This window comes from Aminobacter sp. NyZ550, assembly GCF_025628925.2.
Classification (GTDB): Bacteria; Pseudomonadota; Alphaproteobacteria; order Rhizobiales; family Rhizobiaceae; genus Aminobacter; species Aminobacter ciceronei.
Window position 1 is genome coordinate 140,293 of record NZ_CP114190.1, and the last position, 21,350, is coordinate 161,642.

Annotated in this window: 17 protein-coding genes and 2 pseudogenes; 14 read left to right on the plus strand and 5 right to left on the minus strand. The window is 64.3% G+C overall.

Annotated features, from left to right (window positions below):
- Nucleotides 1–8: 8 nt before the first annotated feature.
- From N7E70_RS00725 to N7E70_RS00755, 7 genes and pseudogenes are all read left to right on the plus strand, one after another.
- A pseudogene (locus N7E70_RS00725) lies at nt 9–2,215 on the plus strand (PepSY domain-containing protein).
- Nucleotides 2,196–3,173, plus strand: a complete 978-nt coding sequence (locus N7E70_RS00730) for an FAD:protein FMN transferase (RefSeq protein ID WP_263005193.1) — start codon at nt 2,196–2,198, stop codon at nt 3,171–3,173. Before N7E70_RS00725 ends, N7E70_RS00730 begins: the two are co-directional and overlap by 20 nt.
- Before the next feature lie 4 nt (nt 3,174–3,177).
- Nucleotides 3,178–5,059 (plus strand): annotated as a pseudogene (locus tag N7E70_RS00735) (heavy metal translocating P-type ATPase).
- Nucleotides 5,060–5,070: 11 nt separating this feature from the next.
- The gene (locus tag N7E70_RS00740) at nt 5,071–5,772 is read left to right on the plus strand and encodes a VIT1/CCC1 transporter family protein (RefSeq protein WP_263005194.1); all 702 of its coding nucleotides are present in this window, start codon (nt 5,071–5,073) and stop codon (nt 5,770–5,772) included.
- A gap of 196 nt (nt 5,773–5,968) precedes the next feature.
- Nucleotides 5,969–6,718 (plus strand): ABC transporter ATP-binding protein, encoded by a 750-nt coding sequence (locus tag N7E70_RS00745; protein WP_263005195.1) that lies wholly within the window; start codon nt 5,969–5,971, stop codon nt 6,716–6,718.
- On the plus strand, nt 6,715–9,078 hold the full coding sequence (locus N7E70_RS00750) for an ABC transporter permease (protein ID WP_263005196.1): 2,364 nt from the start codon (nt 6,715–6,717) through the stop codon (nt 9,076–9,078). Before N7E70_RS00745 ends, N7E70_RS00750 begins: the two co-directional genes overlap by 4 nt.
- 2 nt (nt 9,079–9,080) lie before the next feature.
- Complete coding sequence (locus N7E70_RS00755) at nt 9,081–10,268, plus strand: efflux RND transporter periplasmic adaptor subunit (protein ID WP_263005197.1); 1,188 nt, start codon at nt 9,081–9,083, stop codon at nt 10,266–10,268.
- Nucleotides 10,269–10,863: 595 nt separating this feature from the next.
- Here N7E70_RS00755 and N7E70_RS00760 read toward each other — a convergent pair.
- Nucleotides 10,864–11,088 (minus strand): hypothetical protein, encoded by a 225-nt coding sequence (locus N7E70_RS00760; protein ID WP_263005198.1) that lies wholly within the window; start codon nt 11,086–11,088, stop codon nt 10,864–10,866.
- Between the two features lie 140 nt (nt 11,089–11,228).
- Nucleotides 11,229–11,438, minus strand: a complete 210-nt coding sequence (locus tag N7E70_RS00765) for a cold-shock protein (protein ID WP_115729494.1) — start codon at nt 11,436–11,438, stop codon at nt 11,229–11,231.
- Nucleotides 11,439–11,452: 14 nt separating this feature from the next.
- Here N7E70_RS00765 and N7E70_RS00770 point away from each other — a divergent pair, with 14 nt between their 5' ends.
- A complete protein-coding gene (locus N7E70_RS00770) occupies nt 11,453–11,692 on the plus strand; it encodes a hypothetical protein (protein WP_263005199.1) in 240 nt (79 codons plus the stop codon).
- A gap of 71 nt (nt 11,693–11,763) precedes the next feature.
- On the opposite strand, the gene N7E70_RS00775 is transcribed toward N7E70_RS00770, so the two are convergent.
- The gene (locus N7E70_RS00775; protein WP_263005200.1) at nt 11,764–12,252 is read right to left on the minus strand and encodes a RidA family protein; all 489 of its coding nucleotides are present in this window, start codon (nt 12,250–12,252) and stop codon (nt 11,764–11,766) included.
- Nucleotides 12,253–12,557: 305 nt separating this feature from the next.
- Between N7E70_RS00775 and N7E70_RS00780 the strand changes: the two genes are divergently transcribed.
- Nucleotides 12,558–13,247, plus strand: coding sequence for a TetR/AcrR family transcriptional regulator (locus N7E70_RS00780; RefSeq protein ID WP_263005201.1), 690 nt, complete (start codon nt 12,558–12,560; stop codon nt 13,245–13,247).
- 13 nt (nt 13,248–13,260) lie between these two features.
- Here N7E70_RS00780 and N7E70_RS00785 read toward each other — a convergent pair whose 3' ends face one another.
- Nucleotides 13,261–13,413, minus strand: a complete 153-nt coding sequence (locus N7E70_RS00785; protein WP_245431856.1) for a hypothetical protein — start codon at nt 13,411–13,413, stop codon at nt 13,261–13,263.
- A gap of 791 nt (nt 13,414–14,204) precedes the next feature.
- On the opposite strand from N7E70_RS00785, the gene N7E70_RS00790 reads away from it, so the two are divergent.
- The 5 genes from N7E70_RS00790 to N7E70_RS00810 all read left to right on the plus strand — a co-directional run bounded on the left by N7E70_RS00790 (nt 14,205) and on the right by N7E70_RS00810 (nt 19,877).
- Complete coding sequence (locus tag N7E70_RS00790) at nt 14,205–15,266, plus strand: ABC transporter substrate-binding protein (protein WP_263005202.1); 1,062 nt, start codon at nt 14,205–14,207, stop codon at nt 15,264–15,266.
- A 30-nt stretch (nt 15,267–15,296) separates the two neighbouring features.
- Nucleotides 15,297–16,346: an ABC transporter ATP-binding protein gene (locus N7E70_RS00795; protein WP_067954706.1), complete on the plus strand. Its 1,050-nt coding sequence runs from the start codon at nt 15,297–15,299 to the stop codon at nt 16,344–16,346.
- Nucleotides 16,347–16,538: 192 nt separating this feature from the next.
- On the plus strand, nt 16,539–17,264 hold the full coding sequence (locus tag N7E70_RS00800) for an ABC transporter permease (RefSeq protein WP_263005203.1): 726 nt from the start codon (nt 16,539–16,541) through the stop codon (nt 17,262–17,264).
- Complete coding sequence (locus N7E70_RS00805; RefSeq protein WP_067954711.1) at nt 17,257–18,057, plus strand: ABC transporter permease; 801 nt, start codon at nt 17,257–17,259, stop codon at nt 18,055–18,057. The genes N7E70_RS00800 and N7E70_RS00805 overlap by 8 nt, the downstream gene beginning before the upstream one ends.
- 110 nt (nt 18,058–18,167) lie before the next feature.
- Nucleotides 18,168–19,877, plus strand: coding sequence for a glycoside hydrolase family 3 N-terminal domain-containing protein (locus tag N7E70_RS00810; RefSeq protein ID WP_263005204.1), 1,710 nt, complete (start codon nt 18,168–18,170; stop codon nt 19,875–19,877).
- 2 nt (nt 19,878–19,879) lie between these two features.
- Here the strand turns inward: N7E70_RS00810 and N7E70_RS00815 are convergent, their stop codons facing one another.
- The gene (locus N7E70_RS00815) at nt 19,880–21,349 is read right to left on the minus strand and encodes an amidase (RefSeq protein ID WP_067954713.1); all 1,470 of its coding nucleotides are present in this window, start codon (nt 21,347–21,349) and stop codon (nt 19,880–19,882) included.
- Between the last annotated feature and the right edge of the window lies 1 nt (nt 21,350).

Below are 21,350 nucleotides of genomic sequence, written 5' to 3' on the forward strand. Positions count from 1 at the left end.
GCGGACGCATGATCCGAGCTCTTCACCGCTGGCCTGGGCTTGTGGCTCTGGCCTTGGTCTGCCTGCTCGCGCTCAGCGGGGCCGCCCTTTCGGTCTTCCCGGCGGCGGAGCGGCTGGGCGCGCCGCAGGCTGAAGCTACGATGAGCGTTGCCGATCTCGCGACCCGCATCCATGTCGTCTATCCGGGGGTGGAGCAGATTAAACGCTCCCCCTCGGGACGCATCACGGCCTACTGGTTCGACAACGGAACGCCGGGTTCGGCGGTGGTCGATCCTGCCACGGGGGCGGGTGTCGCCTCTGCCGACGCGAACCCGGTCGAACGCTGGCTGACGAACCTGCACCGCTCGCTGTTCATGGACGACGCCGGCCGCTTCGTCTCGGCTGCCGGGGCGGTAGCCATGCTCGTCCTTGCCGTCTCGGGAACGATGCTCGTCGCCCGCCGCGCCGGAGGCTGGAGGCGGTGGTTTGCCCCGCTGCGGGGGCCGATGACGGGACGCATTCATGCCGAGCTCGCGCGCGGGGCCGTGCTCGGCCTCCTGCTGTCCTCGGCGACCGCGATCTGGATGACGGCGTCGACCTTCGGGTTCCTTCCGGACCAGGCTGTCGTCCCGGATTTGCCGTCCACGGTGAGCGGGGATACAGGCATGCCCCTGGCCGGGATGCCCATGCTCGTCTCAACCCCCGTCTCCAGCCTGCGCGAACTCAGCTTCCCCTATCCAGGCGATGCGAGCGACGTCTTCACGCTCAAGACCGACCTCGGCACGGGGTACCTTGACCAAGGGACGGGAGCGACGCTGGGCTGGTCCAACCTGAGTGGCTGGGAGCGTGCCTCCGAAACAATCTACATGCTGCATACCGGACAGGGTGCCGCGGTGCTCGGCCTGCTGCTCGGACTGATGGCGCTCGCGGTTCCTGTGATGGGCGCTACGGGCGCCGTCATATGGCTGGCAGGACGCCGCGGGCGACCGCGCATCCGCGGCAACGTCCCGCCGTCGCGCGGCGAGACGGTCATACTGGTTGGGAGCGAGGGCTGCAGCACCTGGGGCTTTGCAGCGACGCTGCACGATGCGCTCACTCGGGCCGGGCATCCGGTTCACGTCGCGCCAATGTCGGCCTTCGATCCGGCGCGGACCCCCGCTGCTCGCCGCTACGTGGTCCTCGCTGCGACCTATGGCGACGGCGATGCCCCGGCGTCAGCGAAGGGGTTCCTCGACCGCCTGGCCAGGCTGTCCGTCGCCCCCTCAGCGCCGCTGGCGGTGCTAGGCTTCGGTGACCGCGGCTTCCCGGCCTTCTGTGGCTACGCCCAAGCAGTCGAGGCGGCGGCGAAGGCGAAGGGATGGCCGACGCTGCTTCCGCTGGACACGGTGGACCGCCAGTCGCCCCAGGAGTTCGCGCGATGGGGGCGTGCGCTCGGCGAGGCGCTGGCAATTGAACTGGAACTCGACCATCGGCCCGTCCGCCCCGAGACAACTTCCCTCAGGCTCACCTCGCGGCGCAACTACGGCCAGGACGTCCAGGCGCCCACGGCGATCCTGCGTTTCGCGGTACCACGCCTGTCCCTCTGGCAGCGCCTCACGCGGAAAGGATTCGCCAGGTTCGAGGCGGGAGACCTCCTCGGCGTCGTGCCGGAGGGCTCGACCAATCCGCGCTTCTATTCGCTGGCATCGGGTAGCGGCGACGGCTTCGTCGAGATCGTGGTGCGCAAGCATGTCGGGGCCTGTGTTCAGGCGCGCTGATGGCACTCGAACCGGGCGACACGCTTGCTGCCTTCCTCCACCGCAACCCGGCCTTCCATGCGGGCACGGACCGTGCTCCGCTGATCCTCGTCGGAGCGGGCACGGGGCTTGGACCGCTGGCGGGCTTCATCAGGGCCAACAGCGGGCGCAGGCCGATTCACCTGTTCTTCGGCATGCGTCATCCGGAAAGCGACTTCCTGTACCGTGAGGAACTGGAAGCCTGGGCGGTCGAAGGCAGGCTCTCGCGCCTGTCCACCGCGGTTTCGCGCGGCATCCGGCCCCACTACGTGCAGGATGCTCTCGCTTCCGAACACCGGCAGGTCATCGGCGCGATCCGCAACGGCGCGTGTGTGATGGTCTGCGGCGGCCGGGACATGGCGGCAGGGGTCGCCGAGGCGATGGCACGGATGCTGGAGCCCCTCGGCATGTCGCCAGCGATGCTCAAGGCGGAGGGACGCTATGTCGAAGACGTCTACTGAGTTCGTGCGCCACGCGCTCAACGGGCCGACCATGGGCACGCGCTGGTCGGCTCTCTTCTTCGCGCCACCAGGGTTCGATGCCGAAGCCGCCCGCAAAGCCCTCCAGACGGCGGTCAACGAGGTCGACGCGCAGATGTCGACATGGAAGCCCGACAGCGACCTGATGCGGCTCAACCGTGCGCCCGTAGGAGAACGGGTGCCTGTTCCGGCCATGATGATGGAAGTTCTGAGGCTGGCGCTGGCGGTCGGCAAGGCATCGGGCGGTGCTTTCGACATCGGGGTGGGCGATGCGGTGACAGCCTGGGGCTTCGGCCCATCCGCCGCTGCGCCCAACCTCATCCGCACCGCCATGACGCCGCGCCGCATTCCCGCGCATGTGGCGATCGAGGCGGGCGACGGGGAGGTACGCACGCGTGTGCCCATTGCGCTCGACCTCAACGGCATCGCCAAGGGCTTCGGGGTGGACCGGCTGGCCGAAACGCTAGCCACCCTCGGAGTCCGTGACGCACTGGTCGGCATAGACGGCGAAATGCGGGCCATGGGACTGAGGCCGGACGGCGAGCCCTGGACGGTCGCCGTGGAACTGCCCGATCCGGACCGGCGGGCGCCGCATTCGGTCCTGTCCCTGCAGGACTGCGCCGTGGCCACCTCGGGCGACTATCGGCATTGGGTCGAAGTGCAGGGACGGCGACTGTCCCATACGATGGACCCGCGCCGGGGCGCGCCGCTCCTTGATGCACCTGCCTCCGTCACAGTTCTTGCCCCGTCCTGTGCCGCCGCCGACGCCTGGGCGACGGCCCTGATGGTGCTCGGCCCCTGCAAGGGCGGGGAACTGGCGCGGAAGGTCGGGATCGATGCGCTGTTCCTGCTTCGGGGCGAAGGAGATAGCATCGACGCATGCCGCGTCGGGCGGGTATTCGGGGACGAACAACCGGCGACCGGAAACGCAGAGGGCTGATTGCATGGAGCATTCGAACGGAGACCGGTTGAAGACCGCGCTGTTGCTGGCTGCCCTGGGCGGGCTCCTGGGTGGGCTTGCCCTCTACTTCGGCGGACGGCCGCACCTGGCCTCGACGGTCTGGCTTGTGGGCGTGCTCCCCGTGCTCGCCGCCCTGCTCCTGGAGATCCTGCGCAGCCTGTGGCGCGGCGAAATGGGGCTGGACATCGTCGCCGCACTTTCGATGTCGGCCGCGCTCCTCTTCGGAGAAACTCTGGCGGCGGCTGTCGTCGCGCTGATGTATTCCGGCGGCACCTTTCTCGAAAGCTTTGCGGAAGGGCGGGCGCGCCGCGAGATACGCGACCTGCTTGCGCGTGTGCCACGCACTGCGACCCGGCATCGGAACGGCGGCCTGGAAGAAGTTCGGCTCGACGACATCATGCCCGGCGACCGCCTGCTTATCCGTCAGGGCGACGTTGTCCCGGTCGACGGCACGGTGGCGTCCGCCTCTGCCTTCCTCGACACGTCCGCCCTGACGGGCGAATCCCTCCCGATCCGTGCGGAGAACGGAGGCGATGCGATGAGCGGTTCCACAAACGCAGGCGACGCGTTCGACCTCGTCGCGACGCGTCCTGCAAAGAACAGCACATATGCGGGCATCGTACGGCTCGTGGACGACGCCCAGCGGTCGAAGGCGCCCATGTCGCGGCTGGCCGATCGCTGGTCGCTCGGCTTCCTGCTGGTCACGGTCGCCATAGCCTTCGCCGCATGGTGGTTCACTGGAGACCCTATCCGGGCAGTCGCGGTCCTCGTGGTGGCCACGCCATGCCCGCTGATCCTGGCGGTTCCGGTGGCGCTTGTGGCGGGCCTTTCGCGGGCGGCGCACTTCGGCGTGCTGATCAAAGGCGCGGGTCCTCTTGAGGCCATGGCCAGGACACAGACGCTCATCCTCGACAAGACCGGCACGCTCACCGACGGCAGGCCGCAGATCGTAACGATCGACAGCTATAGCGGCATGGACCCCGACGAGGTTCTTCGATTGGCCGCGGCGCTCGACCAGGCCACGAAACACCCCGTGGCGCAGGCGATCGTCGCCGCGGCACGGGAGCGCGGCCTGTCGCTCCCGGTTCCGACGAATGTGGCCGAAGCTCCCGGCGAAGGGCTGACAGGCAAAGTCGACGCCAGGTCCGTTGTGGTCGGCGGGCACGGGTTCGTCACCGGCCGTGTTGGCGAGGCTGCAGTGGAGCATCCGGCACTCGCCGCCGGGTCGCTCCTCGTGGCAGTTGGTGTCGACGGGCGGCTGGCGGGCGATCTGGTTATGGCAGACCCACTTCGTGAGGGGACGCAGGACATGCTGGCCAGGTTAGGGGATAGGTCGGATCCTGCTGGCGACAGGCGACCGTCAGGAGGTGGCCGAGCGCGTGACCCAGGGCCTCGGGCTCGACGGCATCCGTGCCGGTCTCACGCCCGACCAGAAGGTGCTGCTGGTGCTTAGCGAACGCAAGCGCGGCCCGGTCATGATGGTTGGCGACGGCGTAAACGACGCTCCGGCTCTCGCCGCGGCCGATGTGGGCGTCGCCATGGGCGCACGTGGTGCGGCCGCCTCTGCCGAGGCAGCCGACGTGGTCCTGTTGGTTGACCGCGTCGACAGGCTCGGACCCGGGATCGAGATCGCCCGCGGCGCTCGCCGCATCGCGCTGGAAAGCGTGATCACAGGCATAGGCTTGTCGGTGATGAGCATGGTCGCGGCGGCGCTGGGCTACCTCACGCCCGTCCAAGGGGCGCTCATTCAGGAGGCGATCGACGTGGCCGTGATCCTCAACGCGCTCCGTGCGCTTCGCATCTCTCCGGCAGAGACATGGTCACCCAGGTCTACCGCCACCGGACACCAGCCGACCCTATTGTAAGGAAACCAGACATGAGCCGCCTTTCGCACTCCGAAATCCACATGGTCCACCGCATCGGCTGGCTGCGTGCGGCCGTGCTCGGCGCTAACGATGGCATTGTGTCCACGTCGAGCCTCGTGGTGGGTGTTGCGGCTGCCGGATCTGGCTCGATCGAAATCCTCATCGCCGGCCTTGCTGGCCTTGTGGCCGGAGCGATGTCCATGGCGGCGGGTGAGTATGTCTCGGTGAGTTCCCAGACCGACGCCGAGAACGCCGATCTCACCCGGGAACGGCGGGAGCTTGCAGAAACGCCAAAGGCCGAGCTGGAAGAGCTGACGCGGATCTATGTCGACCGCGGGCTCGACAGGGAACTGGCCGAGCGGGTCGCAGTCCAGCTGACCGAGCGAGATGCGTTGGGGGCGCACGCCCGCGACGAACTCGGCATTTCCGAAACGGTCACCGCCCATCCCGTGCAGGCAGCTGTCGTATCGGCCCTGACCTTCGCGGCGGGCGCGGTCATTCCGGTGCTGGTGGCGCTCGCCTCCCCCGTTGAGACAACCAGTGTTCTCGTAGCCGGAACCACCGTGGTTGCGCTTGCCATCCTCGGTGGCCTCGGCGCTACGGCCGGAGGAGCGGGCGTGATGCGGGGGGCGGTCCGCGTTACTTTCTGGGGTGCGCTTGCCATGGGCGTCACCGCCATGGTCGGTGCGGTCTTCGGAGTGAGTGTCGGCTAGACCCACACAAGAATACATTGTGGGCGCGACCGTGTAGTTTCCGCCATTCTGTCAGGACTTTGAAGCACGAACGGGATGTCGGCCACTACTCAGTGGGACTGAATTTCCTTACCACGTTCCAAATTTGATAAGAATCAAGGGACGGGACGAGGCAATCTGTAGGACTTCTGCAATCTCGGCGGAGACCGGAGCGTGCATGCAAGTCCGTGAACGAGAGGCAACGAATCCAGCGACACAACCTCAGGCCCCCGTGTTCGTGGCCAGGGGGTTGACCAAAGTCTATGGATCAGGCGATGCGCAAGTCATAGCGCTGAAGGATGTCAATCTCGATATCCGGCTAGGCGAATTCATCGTTCTTCTTGGGCCCTCCGGCTCAGGCAAATCGACCTTACTCAATATTCTCGGCGGGCTGGATGCTCCAACGTCAGGAACGGCAACCTGGCGGGACCACGAACTGACCGGCGCCGGCGACGAGGAACTCACGACCTACCGGCGCGAGCATGTCGGGTTCGTGTTTCAATTCTACAACCTGATACCGAGCCTCACCGTTGAAGAGAACGTGCGGCTGGTCGCGCAAATCGCCAGCAACCCTATGAGGCCAGCCGAGGCGCTTGAACTCGTTGGGCTGACGCATCGCGCCAGTCACTTTCCCTCGCAACTTTCGGGCGGCGAGCAGCAGCGCGTTGCGGTGGCCCGCGCTATCGTGAAACGGCCGGACATCCTGCTTTGTGATGAACCGACCGGCGCGCTCGACGTAGATACCGGCCGACTGGTTCTTGCAGCAATCGCAAAGGTCAACGCGGAACTAAGCACGACGACCGCGGTCATCACCCACAACTCCGCAATTGCTGGGATGGCTGATCGCGTGTTGCGATTAAGCGGTGGGCGCATCGTCAAGGAGGAACCGAATCCGAAACGAATACGGGCCGAGGACGTGACGTGGTGAACGTGCTCGATATCAAGGTCCTGCGCGATCTTTGGTCGATGCGGCTTCAGGTCCTCAGCATCGCGCTGCTCGTTGCCGCCGGCGTCGCCGTCTTTGTAATGTCCCTGTCGAACTACCTGGCGCTGGTAGGCGCCATGGAGGCGCACTACCGCAATGAACGGTTCGCCGACGTTTTTGCGAGCATTACGCGCGCGCCGCTCGTCATCGTCGACCGGCTGCGCGAAATTGACGGCGTCGGCATTGTGGAACCGCGCGTCGCGAAGGCAGTGCGCGTAATCCGTGAGGACACAAACCTCCCGATCTCGGGGCGCGTTATCTCGCTTCCAGCCTCGGGGCAGCCGTTGCTCAATCGCCTCCATCTCGTGCGGGGACGTTGGCCCGATCCGCTGCATCCGGAGGAGATAATCGTCAACGCGGCTTACGCCGAGGCACGCGCCGTGCGGACGGGTGACACCATCGATGTGGTTCTGAACGGGCGATTGCAGGACTTCCGAGTGGTTGGCTCCGCCCTGTCGCCCGAGTTCGTCTTTGCAACACGCGCCGCCGTGCCACTGCCGGACGATCGGAACTTTGTCGTACTGTGGGCCAGTGAGGATGCGGTAGCCAGCGCATTCGACATGCAAGGCGCATTCAATGACGTGTTGATGACACTGGCACCTAACGCAAGCGTGCCGCATGTCCTGGAAGAGGTCGATCTTTTGCTCGCACCATACGGCGGAACGGGAGCCTACGATCGGAGTGATCAGCCTTCGCACCGCTTCCTGAAAGACGAACTGGCGGAGCAGGAAACCTTGAGCATAGTGATGCCGTCGGTCTTCTTCGGCATCGCGGCATTCCTGCTCAACGTCGTCGTCGGCAGGATGGTCGAGGCGCAGCGGGGACAGATCGCTTCGCTAAAGGCACTGGGGTTCAGAAACCTCACCATTGCGCTTCACTACTTTAAACTGGTTTCCGCCATTGCGTTGCTGGGAACGGCGATAGGTCTTGCCCTGGGGCGCTGGTTTGCGGTTGGAGTCGTCGGAGCCTATCGCGCCTTCTTCCGTTTTCCGTTGCTGGAGGCGCAGCTTGAGCCGTGGCTGCTCGTTGTTGCGATGCTTGTCAGCGTCGCCGCGGCTAATCTCGCGGCGGCGACGGCGGTATATCGGATAGCCATGCTTGCTCCCGCCGAAGCCATGCGACCCGGAACGCCGCCCGCGCTACGCACATTTGGCTGGCTGCAGACTATTGGAAGCAAGCAAATCCCGCTCCAGTATGTCATGGCGGCGCGCACCATCCTCGGACGGCCGTTGAGAACGCTCTTGACAACCGTCGGCATCGCTCTGGCCATTCCGCTGGTTCTGTTCGGGCTCTATTGGTTCGATGCAATCGACCACATGATCGATGTGAGCTTCGGGCGCATCGAGCGTGGCGATGCATTCATTACCTTTACGGAACCTGTCTCGGCGGATGCGCTCTACGAACTGCAAGCGATCCCCGGCGTGCTGAAAGCTGAGTTCCAGCGAGTCGTGCCGATCAGATTGCGGGCCGGCCACCGAACCTATCGCACATCGGTCACGGGTCTGGAATCTGGCTCTGAACTCAAGATTCCGAGAGACAGCGCGCTGCAGCCAATTGCCGTTCCCTCCGACGGCATCATGCTCAGCCGGACAATCGCGCGGCAGCTTGATCTCGACCTGGGCGACAGTGTCACGATCGAAGTGCTTGAAGGAAACCGGACCGTGAGGGACGCCGCCGTTCGCAAGATATCGGACGATATCCTTGGGGCATCGGTGACGATGGAGCGCACGGCACTCAATCGCTTGATGCGGGAGGGTGATGTCGGCAATGTCGCGACCCTCAGGATTGATCCGCGCCAATCCGAACTGCTCTGGTCCAGTATAAGATTGATGCCGAAGGTCGAGGGAAGCTCCGTGAAGGCCCTGTGGCTTGCGTTGTTCAACGAGACGATCGGTGGAATGGTGCTGGTCGGGGCGCTAATTCTTGCGGGGTTCGGAATGCTGATTGCGATAGGGGTAGTCTATAACAGCGCCCGCATCGCCCTGCAGGAGCGCGCCTGGGAACTGGCTAGCCTCCGAATAGTGGGGCTGACAAGGCGTGAGGTATCCGCTGTCATTTTCGGTGAGCTCGCCGTGGAACTCATTGTGGCCGTTCCTGCTGGGCTCCTTATTGGATGGTACTTGATCGAGTTGATCGCGTCGGCGCGTGCGAGCGAGTCATTTCAGATCCCCGCTGTGATCGATCCAAGCAGCTACGCCATAGCGGCGCTTTTGGTGATCGGTGCAGCTGTCACCAGTTTCATTGCGATTCGCCGACGGATCGACACGCTCGATCTGGTGGCAGTCCTGAAAGCGCGGGACTGAATATGAAGCTTCGAACAACTTCGATCGTCGGCGGACTGGTATTGGCGCTTGCAGCGCTTGGCCTCTACTGGATCCTGATGCCGCAGCCGATCCTTGTCGAAACCGGCGAGGTAAAGACCTCACACTTCCAGGACGCGATCGAAGAGGACGGCCGCACGCGCGTGCGGGACCGCTATCTGGTGTCGGCCCCTCTGTCCGGACGCCTACAGCGGCTGGCGCTCGAGGCGGGTGATGCCGTGCAGGCGGGGCAGATGCTCGCGACCATCACGCCGCCTGTTTCTCCGCTTCTTGATCCTCGCGTGCGGCTGGAACTCAAGGCCCAGGTCGGCGCCGCCGAAGCGGCAGTCGAGGAGGCGGAATCGCTTCACGAGCAGGCCAAAGTGCTTCTGGCCCAAGCCAGTGCAGACCTCGAACGCACCAGATCGCTCGCCAAGCGGAATGTGGCGCCTGCGGCGCAATTGGAGCGTGAGGAGTTCCTGTTTCGCTCCGCGGAGAGACAGGCGTATGCAGCCGAGCGCCGCTGGCACGCGGCGACACATGTTCTGGAGCAGGCTCGCGCGGCATTGACGTCCGCAGGCAACTCGGAGGCTAGCGAGGCTTTCCCGGTATCTTCCCCCATAAACGGTCGGGTTCTCAGGATACTCCAGGAGAGTGAGACCACTGTCGCGCAGGCCGCCCTATTGGTCGAGCTGGCCGATCCTGGAGATCTCGAAATCGCGGTTGACGTTCTGACGACCGATGCCACCCGCATCAGGGAGGGCGACAAGGTGATCATTGAGCGATGGGGCGGTCCCACCGATTTGCAGGGGGCCGTGCGACGCGTCGAGCCCTCCGGCTTCACCAAAGTCTCCGCGCTCGGCGTCGAAGAGCAGCGCGTCTGGGTCGTCGTCGACATAACCTCGACGCCGGAGATGTGGACCAGCCTGGGGGACGGCTACCGTGTCGAGGTCAGGATCGTGGTCGACGAAATCGACCAGGCAATCGTCGTGCCGATCGGAGCACTGTTCCGGCGCGGCGATGCCTGGAGCGTCTTCGTTGTGGAGGGGGGCCGCGCGCAGTTCCGAGAGGTAGAGATTGCGCGCCTCTCGACTCGCATTGCCGCCGTGGCGCAGGGCGTTCGTCCGGGCGAAATCGTCGTCGTCTATCCGCCCTCCAGCCTTTCCGACGGGAGTAGGATCAAGCTCCGGTAAGAGGAATCGGCCGCGCGCCACCCACGCCGCATCCTTTTGATCCAGGTCAATGCATGGGAAGTCGAGTTGGCTTGTTGTGAGGACAACGACAAGGGGCAGACAGCATGCACACTCGATCTTCCTCCGAGATACAGGTCTGGGATCCATTCGTCCGAATGGCCCATTGGCCCTTGCCCTTGGGTTCTTCGTTGCCTACCTGACGGAGGACGTGATGACCGTGCACGTCTGGACGGGCTACGTCGTCGGCGTGCTGGTTCTTGCACGTATCGTGTGGGGATTTCTCGGCCCGCGCCATGCGCCATCGGCATAACGGCCTGCTGCCTTCGTCTGTCTCACTTGCACGGCTGTTAGTGCCTTTCCAGGATGTCGCCCCTGGCTTTTCACGCTCCGCCCAACTCGTTACCCCACATTATAACCCACAAACTATCAGCGATGGCGGCGGATCGCAATGGACGCCGCAGGACGGGCGCAATAGAAATCTACAGAGTATCAAATAGTTGTTGGACTGTATTGGATTGAGCTGCACGCTAGTTGGGCGGGCGCTCTCTCCGCCAGCAACTTTGATCACCTAGGCCGTTGATCTTATATCTGTTTCTTACTTCTTGCCGGCTGCGCGCTCGCGAACGGTAGACGGACCGGCGGCAAGCTCGGTGGCTTCCCTTTCCAGCCGCAGAGCGCGCAAGCGCAGCGTCTTTTCCTCGCGCTGCTGAACGACCGCGTCAATCTCCGAGTTGATCCGGTTGCGGGCAAGAGATTGCGATTGCGTCTTGCCGAAGGCTGACTCGGCTTGCTCTCGTGCCTTGCTCCGGGAATCAGTCATGCTTGTTATCCCTACATTCTCGAAAAGAGGACTGAACGCTGCCAACAAAAAAGCCAGGCAAACTGCCTGGCTTTTGTAAGTCGATCGCGCCCTGTGACGGTGCCAGTACATCCGTGGTCACCGAAGGGCACCAAGACCGATCAGGCGGCCTGCAACTGGCCGGCAGACATCTTGCCCGACTTGTTGTCACGCTCCATCTCGTAGGCGATCTTCTGGCCTTCGACGATTTCACGCATGCCGGCCCGCTCAACCGCGGAAATGTGGACGAACACGTCCGGACCGCCGTTGTCAGGCTGGATGAAGCCGAAGCCCTTGGTAGCATTGAACCATTTCACTGTGCCAGTGGTCATAACAAACCCCTTTCATGGCAATATTCATCGACAACCAAGCGATTGCGTGGCTGTTTTACATCGCGATTTTATTTGAAGGGATGTTCGTTGGCGCACAGCGATTTTGCGCAATAACAAAAATCGAACAAGCAAATATCGACAGGCGGATTTTATATTTATTGGCTGTCGATGTCAATTTTATTATTCTGCTCTCCAGGACAGACGTTTCTCCGGTTGGAAATTCCAGTTTCAACGGGATGCGCGACCCCCGGTGAGGCCGGCCTCCCGATTGACGGTCAAACATCGTGCGCCGACGCATCAGTCACCCCCGGGCGAGCCACCACCACTATTTCAGCAAGACGACAGCCTCGACCTCGAACAGCATTGGGTCGACGGCGAGTTTGGGGACGGGGATCAGCGTCTGGGCCGGTAGCGTGTTGCCGAACATCGCCTTGACGCTCTCCGTCAGCACGCCGAGCTTCGACATGTCGTGGTCGACGACGTAGACGGTGAGCTTGGCGACCTGGTCGGGCTTTGCGCCGAGAGCGTCGAGAGCGCTACGCAGATTGGCATAGGCCTGCTTCACCTGAACGGAGAAGTCGGGCGACAGGCTGCCGGTGGCGTCCTGGCCGCCCTGCCCCGAGATGTAGGCGACACGCGCACCCGCGGGAACGATGACCGCCGTGCTGTAGCCGTTCGGCGTCGGGTCGTAGAGGTTCTCGGGGTTGACGATTGTCAGCCTGAGATCGCTCTCGTTGGCCGTCGTAGCGGTGGGAAGTGACATGGTCATGGTGATTAGGCCTCCGACAAGCAGATGCTTGATGTTGCGTGACATGATTTTTCTCTTTGGTTCCGCGGCCCGCCCTGGCGGCCGCATGATCGAACTCGGCCCATCGTCGTCAGGATGACTCGTACGGTGTGCGATTAGTCCTATGGTACATTGTACTAGTCAACTGCCGGGCATCGACTTTCCTGACGTCGACTGCCAAAGTCGAGGCTCACGGAAATCAGGCGACGGGCAGAACTCCGCGCCGTGATGACGGCAACTTATTGATTTCAGGGCCTTTCGATTGCGACGTCCGCCTGCAAAACGAATGTCGGCAGCGAATTCAGAAGTCGTGGCGCAAGGGGGGACGACGGATGGCAGGCAAACGCAGCGGCAAAAAACGGCCTCAGCCCGGCAAGTCGCCAAGACCGACGCGCGAGCCGCGCGGCGAGCCGCCCCTGTCTCTGGAACGCATCGTGGCGACCGCGGTGGATCTGCTGGACACCCAAGGCATCGACGGACTGACGATGCGCCGGTTGGCCGATCGTCTCGGCTCAGGGGTGATGAGCCTCTACTGGCACGTCGACAACAAGGAGGACGTTTTCGACCTTGCGCTCGACAAGGTGCTCGAATACCGCGCGCCGTCCGACAGGGCCGAACCCCAGGGGTGGCGGCAAGAGGCCGTACATGTGCTCGAGGGCTGGCGCGCCAGCATGCTGCGCCATCCCTGGTCGGCATCGCTATTGCCCCGCCGGGCACTCGGCCCGAACATCCTCGGTCGCCTGGAATTGCTTGCCAACGCCTTGTCCAAAGCAGGTGTAGCGGATGCAGATCTAAACGTCGCGATCTGGTCACTGTGGAACCACGTGATGGGCTCGACCATCACCCGGGCGAGCTTCGAACTCACCGACGACGACCAGGCCGCAGCACAGCAACGCCTCGCCGGACTCAGCGAACGCTATCCCACGATCGAACGCTCCCGCCTGTTGCTGGACAGCGATTGGGACGGCGCCTTCCGCAAGGGCCTCGACTATCTGCTCGATGGTCTTGCCCCAATACGATGAACGCTGGTTCCCGCTAGCGCAGCATGCACCAGTTCTTGGGCAGATGTTTTGGTCTGGCCATGGACAGGCCGGCGCGGAGGGCCTCGTCGAGGTCCGGTGTGACGTATGCCGTCTCCGGGCCACCACCGAAATGATTGACCCGATGGCTTCCGCCCCTCTTGCTCATGAGAATTCCAACCAGCCGTAGCTGTTCCTGTACTTCCCGATACCTCATTGTCTGCAATCCCGCCGGAGAACCCCTCAGTCATATGAGTGAGCACTAAAATTACATGATGAGCAAGGCTTGGGTTAACAAATGGTAAACCCCAGGCTGCATCCGAGGCCAAGACATCGTCCCTTTCGTCGAGAGGATACTCGGCCTTTGCTCCGTCTCACATACGATCGCCAGCGTGAAGAGCACCTTGCGTATACCGGGGATGGGCAGCCAGCCAGTTCACGCTACGCCACGCTGCATTGTTGCGTCGACAGAAACGGCACCCGGCTTGCATCACCCCACTGGCTTCAATTGAAAACGCTATTTGCTGATGCGGAGAGGAACTCTGCGCTGCCCAGCGGGTTGAAGTGCTGGAGCGAAGATCCAGAACCACCTTTTCGCTCTATCAGCGGGGCCTGCCGCGACCCCCTCCCGGCAGGCCTTCGCTGTTCCAGCACGCGCGCGTTTCAGCTATCTCGCGTAGCGAAGCTTTTTCAGCTACCCCGGCACGCCGCCCCGGTCACGCGGGTCGCGGCGACGTTCCGTCTGGATGCGGCCTCTTGGACTTCGGAAATAGCGAGAACAAAATTATCGATAAGCGGATCGATAAATCGCGGATACCTGCCCAACATGCCCTACGGTAATTCTGGACCTGGCCCTGGCGACATAGCCAAGGGCGCTGAACACCGGGCAAACCAAGCCTTCCAGTGCTGTTCAGGGAAAAGAAAACTGCTGGACGAAAACCAGCCCCGTGGGGAATTACCATGATCCGGAAAAATGTGAGGAACTCTCTTTCTGCCTGTGCGCTGCTTGCCGCGTGGGGCATTGCAGGCCAGGCCGCCCAGGCGGCTGAGGTGACGGTCGCCGTCGGCGGCGGCGTGATCCAGGAGGTCGGCCGCGAGACCCTGTGGGGACCGGCGGCCAAGACGCTCGGCAACACCGTGCGCGAGGAAACCATCAACGACGCCTATGCCTCGGTGAAGCTGCAGGCGGCGGCCAATGCGGTGAGCTTCGACCTCGTACAGACCAACGCCTTCCAGGCTGAAAAGGGCGGCCGCGAGGGCCTGTTCATGCCGCTCGACTACAGCGTCATCGACTCCAAGGACTTCATCGAAGGCACGGCGCAGAAATACTGCATCTCGGCGCTGATCTTCTCCTGGGTCATGGCCTGGAATACCGACGCCTACAAGGACCAGGCGCCGCAGAGCTGGGCCGACTTCTGGGACGTCGAGAAGTTCCCGGGCCGCCGCGCCATGCGCAACGACGCCGAGGCGCAACTCGAGATCGCGTTGCTTGCCGACGGCGTGTCGATGGACAAGGTCTACGAGGTGCTGGGATCTGAGGGCGGCATGCAGCGCGCGCTCGACAAGATCGAGCAGTTGCGTCCGCACATCGCGGTGTGGTGGAATTCGGGTGCCCAGCACGCGCAGCTGATGAAGGACAAGGAAGTGGACATGTCGGTGGGCTGGAACGCCCGTTTCGAAGCCGCCAAGAAGGACGGGGCCAAGATCGACTACACCTTCAACCAGGGCGTCATGAGCATGGATTGCTGGGCGGTGCCGGTCGGAGCCCCGCATGCCGCCGAAGCGATGAAGATGATCAACGAGATGTCCAAGCCGGAAGCCCAGGCCAAGTTTTCGGTCGGGGTGAAGTATGGCGCGGCCAACAAGCGTGCCTACGAGACCGGCCTCATCCCCGACGACGCCTCGAAGAAGCTGCCGACCTATCCCGACAACGCCGCGCACCAGCTTGCCCAACGCAATGAATGGTGGGTCGAACATGTCGGCGAAGCCCAGCTCGGCTTCCAGGAAATGATGTCGCGCTGAGCGCGGCAGGAACAGGTCGGCTCAAGCGACATGACAAGTGCTGCGTTCATCGAAATCCGCAATCTTTCGAAAGCCTACGGATCCTTCCGCGCCCTCAACGACGTCGGCCTCGACGTCGGGCGCGGCGAATTCCTGAGCATTCTCGGCCCCTCGGGCTCCGGCAAGACCACGCTTCTGATGGCGCTTGCCGGGTTCGTCAGGCCTGATCGCGGACAGATTTCCGTCGATGGACGCGACCTTGTCCGCCTGCCCGCCAACAAGCGCGGCATCGGCGTGGTGTTCCAGAACTACGCCCTGTTTCCGCACATGAATGTTGCTGCCAACGTCATGTTTCCCCTGCGCGTCCGCGGCATCGGCCGCGCAGAGGCTGCCGAACGTGCCAGAAAGGCGCTCGACATCGTCGATCTCGCCAACATGGCCGAACGTGACATCGCCACGCTGTCCGGCGGGCAGAAGCAGCGTGTGGCGCTCGCCCGCGCCGTGGTGTTCGAACCCCGACTGATGCTGATGGACGAGCCGCTGTCGGCGCTCGACAAGAACCTGCGCGAGCAGATGCAGTATGAGATTCGGAAGCTGCACGACCGGTTAGGGCTGACCACCGTCTATGTCACGCACGACCAGCGCGAGGCGCTGACGATGTCGGATCGCATTGCCGTGATGCGCGACGGTGTCATCCGCCAGCTCGGAACACCGGCTTCGTTGTATCATCGGCCGACGTCGCGCTTTGTCGCCGAGTTCCTCGGCGAGGCCAACATTCTCGAACTCGATGCGGTGGAAAGCTTCGTTGCCCCGGAGCGGGATGCCACTGGTGCTGGCCGCAAGCTGATGATCCGCGCCGAAAGACTGTCGCTTTCCGATGCCAGCGGCCACGACCATGTATCACTCAGCGGCACGCTGACGCGCTCGGTGTTCCAGGGCGACAGCTGGCTCATCTCCGTCGATCTGGCGAACGGCGGAGCCGTCTCGGCGCGCATCGCCGCTGCCGAGGCGGCGAATTTCAACCTCGAGGCGCTGGCCGAAGGTGCGCCGCTCAAGCTGCATGTGCGGCGCGATGCGCTGATCCCGGTGATCGACGCATGAGCGCGCCGGCTATGACCTTGCCGGCGGCAGACGGCGCCTTCGACAACTCAGCCCTCTTGCGGCGGGACCGCAAATTGGCGCAGATCGGCCTCTTCGGTCTGGCGCTGCCGGCGGTGCTGCTGGTCACCATCGCCATCGTCGTGCCGCTGGCGGCGATGTTCTGGATATCGATCGCCCCGGCCCGACGGCTCTGTGTCGCTCGACACCTATCTCAGGATCCTGAGCACTCCGGTCTATACGCGCTCGGTACTGACCACCTTCCAGGTCAGCGGCATGACGGTGCTGACCTGCATGCTCCTGGGCACGCCATTCGCGCTGGTCATGGCCAGCGCCGGCCAGCGGCTCGCTTCGATCCTGCTGCTCGTGGTGATGTTGCCGTTCTGGACGGCGCTTCTGGTCCGCACCTACGCGCTCTCGGTGCTGTTGCAGCGCAACGGCCTGGTCAACAGCTTCCTCATCGACACCGGGCTGGTGTCGGAACCCTTGCCGCTGATCAACAACTTCTTCGGCACCATCGTCGGCATGACCCATGTGATGCTGCCGCTGTTCATCCTGCCGGTCTATGCCGCGATCAAGCAGATCGACCACAACATCATCCGCGCCGCAGCCAGCCTCGGCGCCAGCAAGCTCCTGACCCTGCGGGCGGTGATCCTGCCGCTGGCCGCCAACGGCATCTTCGCCGGCGCTGTGCTGGTGTTCGTCCTCAGCCTCGGTTTCTACGTCACCCCCGCCATCCTCGGCGGCGGCCGCGTGCCGATGACTTCGACCCGCATCGAACAGAACGTCTCGGTGCTGTCCGACTGGCCGGCGGCAAGCGCGCTCGGCGTGCTCTTGCTGTTGTCCGTCGGGCTGGTGTTCCTCGTCACGTTCCTGCTTCGCCGCAGCATCAAGGCCCTCGGAGGCAGCGCCAATGTTTGACGGTTTCGATGTCTCCTGGCCGCTGCGCCTGGCGATCGGCATTTTCACCGCGCTGGTGGCGACCTTCCTGTTGGCACCTTCGCTGATCGTGGTGCCGATGTCGTTCTCGGCCTCCGAACTGCTGCAGTTCCCGCCGACCGAATTTTCGCTGCGCTGGTGGCAGCAGTACTGGCAGTCCGACCTGTGGATGCCGGCGACCAAGACCAGCCTGCTGCTGGCCACCGTCACCGCCGCGGTTGCCGTGCCGATCGCCTTTGCTGCGGCTTACGCCACGACGCGTTCGCTCGGCTGGGCGAGGCTGCCGCTCTATGGCGTTCTCCTGATGCCGGCCACCGTGCCGCCGATCCTCGTCGCCATCGGCCTGTTCTTCGTGCTGGCCCGCCTGCATCTCGTCGGCTCGTTCCCGGGCCTTTGGCTCGGGCATACGGTGATCGCCATTCCGACGGCCTATGTCATCCTGTCCGCCGGTTTTGCCCGCTTCGATTTCACCCAGGAGAAGGCCTCGCGCAGCCTTGGCGCCGGCTGGTGGCGGACGATGATTTCTGTCGTCATCCCGCAGATGCGTTTCCCCTTGCTGTCGGCGGCGTTGCTGTCCTTCCTGACGTCGCTCGACGAAGTGATCGTGTCGATGTTCGTCGGTGGCGGCGCCAACACGACGCTGACCAAGGTGATGTTCCTCGGCCTGCGCGACCGCGTCGACCCTCAGGCCGCAGTGATCTCGACGATCTGGATCGTGCTTGTCGCCATGGTCGTCACGGTGGTCTTCGGGCGCCAGCGGCAGGAGCCGTCGTGACCGGCAGGCGGTGGGCACGGGCGCTGACGGCTTCCGCGCCGACAGCTTTTCTGCCAAGCTGATGGCCGTGGTGGCGACAAGTCGGTCTTGTGCAGTCCGCCGAGAGTGTGATGACCATGCCGCTGACAATTGACCGAACCCAACCGAAGGCCGTGGTGTTCGGCTGCGCGGGCACCAGCCTGAACGCTGCCGAACGCAGCTTCTTCCGCGCCGCCCAGCCCTGGGGCTTCATCCTGCACAAGCGCAATTGCGCCGACCCTGCACAACTGCGCACTTTGGTGGCGGAACTGCGCGAAAGCGTTGGCCGCAGCGACGTGCGCGTGCTGATCGACCAGGAGGGCGGCCGCGTCGCCAGGCTGGCGCCACCGCACTGGCGCGCGCCCCCGCCGGCCTCGCTGTTCGCTCAGATCGCCCGCACCGACGTCAAGCGCGCGCTCGATGCCGTGCGCCTCAACGCACGCCTCGTCGCGGCCGAACTGTTCGACCTTGGCATCGACATCAACATCGCGCCTGTGCTCGACCTGCCGATCGGCAAGGGCGACCTGGTGATCGGCGACCGGGCGCTGGGTGACACGCCTGAAATGGCGAGCATTCTGGGTCGTGCCACCTGCGAGGGGCTGCTGGCCGGCGGCGTACTGCCGGTGATCAAGCATATCCTCGGCCATGGCCGCGCCCGGCAGGACAAGTCGGAGGCGCTGCTGGTGGTCAATGCCTCGCTCGACGAGATGCAGTCGGCCGACTTCGTGCCGTTCCGTTCGCTGCAGGACATGCCCTGCGCCATGGCAGCCCACGTCATCTACCGGGCCATCGACCGCGACGCGCCGGCCACCGCCTCGCGCACCGTCATCGACGAAATCATCCGCGGCATGATCCGCTTCGACGGCGTGCTGATGAGCGACGACGTCTCCGACATCAGCCGCACCCATGCGCTCGACGCGCAGGTCAGCGCCTCGCAGGAGGCCGGTTGCGACGTCATCCTGCACGGCAGCGGCGACATGGACGAGATGCAGCGCGTCGCCGATGCCGCCATGCCGCTGTCGCAGAACGCGGTCGAACGCTTGCACCGGGCCGAACGCATGCGTCGCCGGCCGTCCGCAATCGATCTCGCGGAAACCGCGCGCAAGCTGGAGGAACTGCTCAAGCCGCTTGGCGCGCGGGCACGCCAGTCCGGAGCGACGCGTTCGTCGGAGATCGTCGGCAATGTCGCCAAGAAGATCGAACGCGACATCGTGCTCGGCCGCATCCTGCCCAAGGAGCGGATCATGGAGGACGAGCTGGTCTACGGCCTCGGCGTCAAGCGCCACGTCGCACGTGCCGTACTGCAGGAACTGGCGCGGGCCGGGCTGGTCAAGCTCGAACCCTACCGGGGTGCTGTGGTGCGCCACCTGTCGCCGGACGACTTGGTCAAGCTGCACGACGTGCGCCAGCTTCTGATCGCCGCCGCCGTGCAACGCATTCGCCTGCCGGTGTCGCCGGTGCTGATGAACAAGCTCGAACATGCCAGGCAGATCCATCGCTCAGCGATTTCGGTCGGCGATCTCGAGCTGGCTTATGTCCAGGACCGCGCCTTCCACGATCTGTTGCTCGAAGCGACCGGCAACGAGTTCATTGCCCGCTCGATCCATGATTGTGATGCCGGCATGCGCAGCATCGATGCCGCGAGCCTGATGGCCGACACCCTCGTCGAGCCGTCGCTCGCCGAACATGACGAGATGGTGAAGGCGCTGGAGGACCAGGACCTCGAGCGCCTGGGCAAATTGTGCGCGGCGCATTTCGACCGGCCGTTCGCCCATCACATGGCGAACGGCGTCCGGCACTGACTTCAGAACCTGCCGCCGACCCCGTTGGCGGCATGGAACGGCGCGCGCCGATCATACCAGGGGCGGGCCCGTTCAAGTGATGCCGCGAGCTCGATCAACGCGGCTTCACCGGCCGGTGGGGCGACAAGCTGGACGCCGAGTGGCAGGCCCGAACGGTCCATGCCGAGCGGCAGCGACAGTGCCGGCTGTCCCGAGACATTGAACGGCATCATGTAGACCGTGTCCTCGCCCATCGCCGAGGCGTCATAGGCGTCGATGTCCTTGGACATGTCGTAATAGCCGAGCGGGCGGGTACCCTGCGGCAGGACCGGCAGCAGCACGACGTCGTAGCGCGAGGTCAGCGTGGCGATGTGGCGGGAATGCCGGCGCATCGCCTCGATGTCGCGGCTGTGCTGGATGGCGCTGGTCGCCCGACCGTGTTCGATCGTCGTCCAGATCGTCGCCGACATGTCGGACGGCTTGTTGGGAACACCCCGCGCCCGGGCATGATCGTCAAACTGAGCCGCGGTCTGGACCCGGATCATGCCGGTATAGGCACGCCACAGGCTCTCGAAATCATAGTCGAAATCGAACGGTTCGACCTCGTGCCCGAGCGCGCCACAGAGCCGCGCCGCATCGCAGACGGCCTCGTCGACGACGATGCTGTTGGCATCGCCACGTGGGTTGTTGAGGCTGAAGCCGATGCGCAGACGCCGATTGGAGGGCGCAGTGCTGTCGAGGAACGACGGGCGCTCCCTGATGTAATAGGGCTCACCCGGATAACCGCCCTGCAAGGCGTCGAGCATGGCCGCTGTGTCGCGCACCGTTTTCGACACGCATGAGGACTGTCCGCCGCCGAACCAGAAGTCGGCCGCCTCGGGTCCCGGCGAAATCCGGCCGCGCGACGGCTTGAGGCCGACCAGCCCGTTGATCGCCGCCGGTACACGGGTGGAACCGGCGCCGTCGCCGGCGTCGGCGAGCGGAAGATATCCCGCCGCGACCGCCACTGCCGCCCCGCCGCTCGAACCGCCCGGTGTCCTGTCGAAGGCCCAGGGGTTTCGCGCCGGGCCATGCATCGGCGACTCTGTCGTCAGCGACCAGCCCCATTCCGGCGTGTTGGTCTTGCCGAGCAGGATGAAGCCGGCGTTCTTGGTCCGCTGGGTGATCAGCGAATCCGACTGGGAAACAGTGCCGGCGAAGGACGAGATGCTGTTTGTCGAGGGAATGCCGGCCCATGAGGTATGCAGGTCCTTGGCCAGATAGGGCACGCCGGCAAAGGGTCCGGCGGGCGGCGCGGTCTCGGCAAGGGCGAGCGCCTTTTCGAAACAGCGGATGACGACGGCATTCAGCACCCCGTCGAGCGCTTCGATGCGGGCGATCGACGTCTCCAGAAGTTCGCGGGAGCTGACCTCGCGGCGGCGCACCAGATCGGCAAGGCCAAGCGCGTCGTAGTCGTCGAACTCCTTGAACGGCCCGATAGGCGAGCGCGACATG